A 5,716-nucleotide genomic window follows, 5' to 3' on the forward strand; every position below is an offset into this window, starting at 1 on the left:
CTGTTGAATTTAAGCCACCTGCCACTGTGTCTAGATACAACACGAATGCATCGTTACCAGAAAATGGAATACCTCCAGGATTTGAGAGATTAAAAGTCACTGTTGTACCATCGTCGATTATACTCAGAATTGCGTTTCCAATCGGCCCTCCAAACCCATTATTTCCGTTTCCATTATATGTGATTTGCGCATTAGAAACTGACGCCAGCCCTAACGCTACGACTATCGGTAGTGTTTTTAGTAGGTTTTTCATATGGTTTTATGGTTGTTCGTGCGCTTTTATGCACAATCTTGAATTTTTTGTCAACAAATTTTTTATTTTTTTTTTAATAAATCTTCAATCTCCGTTAGTTTCTGAATACAATCAGGTTACAAATTTTAAACTCTCGGCTTTTTTCCTCACGCCCGCACCAAGAAGTGATTTTTACAAAAATTTTTACACCTTTTTTTAAAAAACTCACACCTTTAATTCTCCCTCACCCACTTCTTCCTCTCTGGCTCATACCTCAGTCGCTCCCGTTGCTCCCTAAGCAATCGCCCAAATTCCTCCTCACCTCCTTCAAATTCAAAATACCCACGTATCTCCTCAAACCAGCCTGAATCCACCCTTCCCTGGGCCTCCAGAAAATGCTCTGTCAGAGCGTCAATTGCCGTCGGAAACCCGTATTCAAGCGCCACTGGAAGCAACGAACGACAACGTTTCAGGTGCTTCTCCCCCCACGCCTTCTCCCAAGCCTCTCGCACATGCTCCTCTCTCAATCCAATCTCAGGCACGGCTCTCAAAATCCGATAACTTTCCCCATCCCCATGCTTCACAAAAAACTTCAACACATCCTCATACGTGCTCGGATCCCGCAGCGACACTAGCGTCTCCAGCCACACCCCCAGCCGACAGGGACAATCCCCGCGGATCCCCTCCAATAGCACATCCCGCGCCGCATGCGCCCAACCTCGATCTTTCACCACATGGATCAACCAACTGTGATTCTTCAACTCGCCCACGATCAGTCCCCGATCCTCATCCGTCGCCAAAACCTCCACCACCCTCCGCGCCCACGGCTCGGCTCTTCGGTGCTTTTGAGTCGCCTGGATAACAATATCCAAATTCTCCCTCCCCACCCGCTTCAAAAGCTCCACCGGCAAATCCCCGACATCCTTATCCACACCTCGTTCCAGCCGACGATAAATCTTATGCACATACCGCCACACCTCCGTTCTATCGTCCCATTGCGCCGGCTCCCGCACAGCCCGCAATTCTCCCCCAGTCACCGGTGGCTCCATATCAGCCGCATCCGGCCACTCCCTCTCCCCCAAAACCGCGCTTGCCCTCAACTCCCCCTCCTTACGGCCTAGCCACACCGTCCGAAAGACCACTACACGCGCCTCCTCCATCCACGCCTTTGTAAGAAGTGTGCCCCTTTCATCCTTAAACTGATAATTCCTCTGTTCAATCCTCAGCCGAGGATGTTGAAACGGATCAATCTGAAAATTACTCTCCGCGAAAAAAACCTCTCCTCTCACCGGGTTCCAAAGTGCAAAATAAAACGGCATCTCCTCCAAAAAATCCCTCCACGACTCCCGCCGCCCATCAAAAAGTAGCGTCGGGGTCACCTCCAGCATCTGGAGCCCACACACTCCCGTATCGCGCACCACATTTTGTATAGTGATGAATGTGTCCCCCACCTTCGCCCTAGCGCCCAACTCCAACGGCAACTCCGCCACTTTTTCATATCCATAAAGATCAAACCGCAGCACCACCTCATACTGCACTCTCTTGTTTGCATACTCCGTCACTTTAGCCACCGGAAGCCGCACCAAATCTACATCCTGGTAACCATACCGCTCCTCCGAGAGGATCTCCACATCCCCCAGTTGAAGCGCCATCGCCTCTTCCCGTCGCTTCTCGTTCAACGTAAAACTTGTCCGAACCCAATCCGACTCAATTCTCTCCCCACCCGGCATAATTAAAAACCCTCTCGCCTCGCGAACCCTCATCACATACTCCCGCGGCAAGTTAGGCGTGGTAATAATCGCCGACACAAGCTTCCTCAGTTCCCCTTTCCTCCTCGTCAACGATACCTCATCCCTCACACTTGCCCCATATCCCCGAAGCTCAATTTCTTCCGGCAACCCCGCCCAGCCTGCCGGCACCGTCCCCGGCTTTTGAGCAAAAAATGTCAACCCCATACGCTCCAGCCCCACCTGCCCCCCATACACCAACATAATCCCCCCTAGCACCGCTCCGCGTATCCAACCGCTCACTCGCGTTCGCCTTAAATACAGCAATACCAACAACCCACCATAGACTCCGATACTCAGTATCGTCACCACGATCTCTACACTCGCCTCCGCTCCATGAGGACGATTTATCTCCTTCCAAAAATCTCCCGACAAAAGATCCACAGCCTGCAGCCCAAACCCCACCAACAGCATCACCACGAAAATCACCACTCCAAAAATCACATACTGCCCAAAATTAGCCGCAACCGCCGCTACCACAGCCGCGCCCAGCACCCCGCTCGCATTGGTGATAAACACTTCCCCCCACACCCACGCAAGCTTATTCGGCGAGATCCCACAATAAAGATAGGCCACCGTCTCCACCAACGACGGCCATACCCCAAACACCACCGCAAACAGCGCCATCTTTGCCCAAAGAATCAGCCTCGGCGAAATCGGTCGCGTCATCCAGTAGGCCGTCGTCCCCCACGCATTCTCCTGTTGGATAACCAACGGCACAATAACGAAAATCATAAATAACTGCAGACCCGACAACATTTGAATCCCGATCTTCACAAGTTGCCCCGCTGCAACGCTCTCTCCAATCGTCCCTCCGAGATAAACAAAAATACCCAACTGCATTAGCCCCACAAGTAGCCATGTCGCCAACAAAACCCATAGACGACGAACGTCCTTCTTGATCAGATGCCACTGCAAATTCATAAGCGTTTATTCCGTTTCGCATCGCGGAAAGTGCGGGCATGCTTGAGAAAAATTTCTTTCAAAGTCGCCTCAGGCATTTGAGCTTTCACCTCCTCCTTCGTCCCGCCCACCACGAGCCGCCCTTCATCTAAAATCCCCACATGCGTGGCAAACCGATCCACCTCATCAATATCATGCGAAGAAATAAAAATCGTCCATCGATGCTCGCGCGTTGCCGCCAAAAGAGACTCCACCACTTCATCCCGCACGAGGGGATCAAGCCCGCTGAAAGGTTCGTCAAGTATTAAAAGTTCAGGCCGATAAGCGATCGAAGAAATCAAACTCACCTTTCCTCTCATTCCACGCGATAGGCGCTTGATCGCCGTGTGCAAGGGCACATCCATCTGGCGCGCCAGCGCCTCGACATAGACCTCATCCCAGCGAGAATAAAATGGCCTGAGAAAATCCCAGTATTCCCGCGCCGTCATCCATTCCGGGATCTCTTGATTCTCCGATACATAGCCGATCCGCTCAAAATCACCCGCAAAAAGGCTTTTTGAGTCCGTCCCCAAAACGCATATCCTCCCTTCACTCGGGCAAAGAAGATTCACCACCATCTTGATAATGGTCGTCTTACCCGAGCCGTTCGGCCCCAGAAGCGCATAAATCGAGCCTCGCGGAATTTCCAAGGTCAGCCCCTGCACGGCCGCCAGCCTCCCAAATCGCCGCGTCACCCGATCAAACCTAATTGCTGCCTCGGCCATGCAGGGCTTTTTCTACGCTGCCTCAACGATACGTCAATGAATTAAAACCTGCGGCCGTCGTCACTTCTCTCCTCCATCTTCATCTTTCGCGCCCACTTTATGCTCATACTTCTTGCCCTTATATTTTGCAAGCAGCTCCTGCATCTCCTTTGTAGTGAGAATCCAAAAATGCCGCGCTACGGTGATCTCAGGACGGCCCCGGTAACGATTCACCGTCCCACGAGCAATGATTTTCTGGCCAAGGAAACGCTTCTTCACATCGCGGTTCTCCCATTTTTTCAAATACTCACGCGGAATCATCACCACAAAGGGCGACTCCGGCTCGTCGAGAATCAGTTTCCATGGACGACCGGGACTCCCCTTACAAACAAAGGCTTGGGTGACTTTGCCCGTGACGTTCACCTCTTCGCCAATCCGCTTAGCAGCTTCACGTGTGGAGATCGCTTTTTCGCTATGAAACGCACAAGCACAGGCACTCGTCAGCGTGCCGATGAAGATAAGAAACAAAAGAACCGTAAGATGTTTCATATTTTCAACCTCCCTCATCCAATCTCATGAGAAGTTTACCATTTGTATTCAATGCCTGCATAAAACGTGCGGCCGTCGCCTGGCAAAAAAGCTGCGCTGTCGACCCCTTTCGCATCAGCAATCACCCCCGTAGCAGCCGCATACGTCTCATCAAACAGATTACGAGCCTCAGCAAAAAAATTGAGCCCTTTTTGTGTGCGATAACCCACCTTCGCTCCAATCAGAAAATGCGCATCTGCGTAGAAAGTGTTTGCATGATCGATCGGATACTTCTCCGGAGACCATTCAAACGTCGGCCCAATATAGAACCCGCACGAATGCTCATATTGCAGCTCGGCACGATAGAAATGCCGCGGCAAGCCAGCCAGCCTTCTATCTCCATAGACACGATCGTTGTCGAAGGCGAAGTGCTGGAAAAGATACAACTGCCGCAAAACCAGTTGATCTTTCGGCGACGCATCTGCTTCGGCAGGGGTGTCGAGCAAGTTTTGCCAGAGACGAGCTTGAAGTCCAAACTCAACCCCATGATGGATCGTCTTGTCAGCATTGATGGTGCCAAGCGGATTCCCAGCCGAGTCGTTCAAAGCCAACAGTTCATTTTCAACCCAAGAATGATACCAAGCCAGATCCCAAGACAAAAATTTATATTCACCCCGGGTGCCAACCTCCAACGTCCAAGCGGTCTGTTCGGCCAACGGTTGCGTCGTGATAATCGGCATCCGGCGCGGAAAAACAGGCGGCCCTGCAGACGGACGAAATACTTTTATCTCACCAAAACTTGGTGGTTCAAAGGAGCGCGAAAAATTAATAAAAGCCGACGCTGTGTCCAGAAAATCGTAGCGCAAGCCAACCTTTGGACAGATAGCCGAATAAGTCTGATCCCGAGATCCATTGCCATCCAAGAGATAGTGATCCGTGAAATTGCGCTCGGCTTCCACAGCCTGAAACCCAGCAATCAACGCCAGCTTCGGAAAAAGAGCATGCTCGTTCTCAAAATACACCTCAAGATTTTGCGATTTCTCTGTGCCATCAGCAAAGCGCCGCCCACGCACTTCTGTAAAAGGGAGGTTTTCAAAACGGCTATCTTCCCCCACTGCATAAGCAAAGTTGAAGCCTACAGTCAGACGATTCCGCCGGCTGAAGACGTCACCACTATAGGTGTAGCGCAGATCAGCAAGATAATTGTTTGATTGAAGATCAATCGTCCCAGGCCCTGTAGCGAAGGTGGGCGTCAGGATATTGAAGATCGGATGGTCAAGATCTTTGTAAGCCCAGGAAAATGCCGCCTCGATGAGGTGGTCGTCTTGCTGAAATACATTGCGAAGCCCAACGCGAAAATAATCGAAGTCGCGCTTGTCTATCCGCACCACGTTTGCCGGATCAGCAGCGCGTGGGTTGCTGTTGAGCCGCTGCTTCGTGAGGCTACCGGGCAAGTATGAATCGGAATGCGCAGCATAAATGTAAAGCCGAGATTCAAGCGCAGGTGACCATTTCCAGCCGAC

5 protein-coding genes are annotated in these 5,716 nt (G+C 51.3%); all 5 read right to left on the bottom strand.

Translation table 11 applies throughout. The features are described 5' to 3' along the window. On the bottom strand, nt 1-253 hold a 253-nt coding region (locus tag NZM04_08275), incomplete at its 3' end, for a hypothetical protein (protein MCS7064018.1). Nucleotides 254-465: 212 nt separating this feature from the next. Continuing rightward, nucleotides 466-2,943 carry a hypothetical protein gene (locus NZM04_08280; GenBank protein MCS7064019.1) on the bottom strand — a complete coding sequence of 826 codons (2,478 nt, stop codon included), beginning with the start codon at nt 2,941-2,943 and terminating at the stop codon, nt 466-468. Next, complete coding sequence (locus NZM04_08285) at nt 2,940-3,686, bottom strand: ABC transporter ATP-binding protein (GenBank protein ID MCS7064020.1); 747 nt, start codon at nt 3,684-3,686, stop codon at nt 2,940-2,942. The genes NZM04_08280 and NZM04_08285 overlap by 4 nt, the downstream gene beginning before the upstream one ends. Before the next feature lie 60 nt (nt 3,687-3,746). Then, a complete protein-coding gene (locus NZM04_08290) occupies nt 3,747-4,214 on the bottom strand; it encodes a hypothetical protein (protein ID MCS7064021.1) in 468 nt (155 codons plus the stop codon). Between the two features lie 35 nt (nt 4,215-4,249). Next, a partial coding sequence (locus NZM04_08295; protein MCS7064022.1) for a TonB-dependent receptor occupies nt 4,250-5,716 on the bottom strand: 1,467 nt, incomplete at its 5' end.

This window comes from Candidatus Methylacidiphilales bacterium, assembly GCA_025056655.1.
Taxonomy (GTDB): domain Bacteria; phylum Verrucomicrobiota; class Verrucomicrobiia; order Methylacidiphilales; family JANWVL01; genus JANWVL01.

Bases quoted from the DNA above. Each gene is read 5' to 3' on its own strand.
- NZM04_08280 (MCS7064019.1), bottom strand. From the start codon at position 2,943: ATGAATTTGCAGTGGCATCTGATCAAGAAGGACGTTCGTCGTCTATGG.
- NZM04_08285 (MCS7064020.1), bottom strand. From the start codon at position 3,686: ATGGCCGAGGCAGCAATTAGGTTTGATCGGGTGACGCGGCGATTTGGG.
- NZM04_08290 (MCS7064021.1), bottom strand. From the start codon at position 4,214: ATGAAACATCTTACGGTTCTTTTGTTTCTTATCTTCATCGGCACGCTG.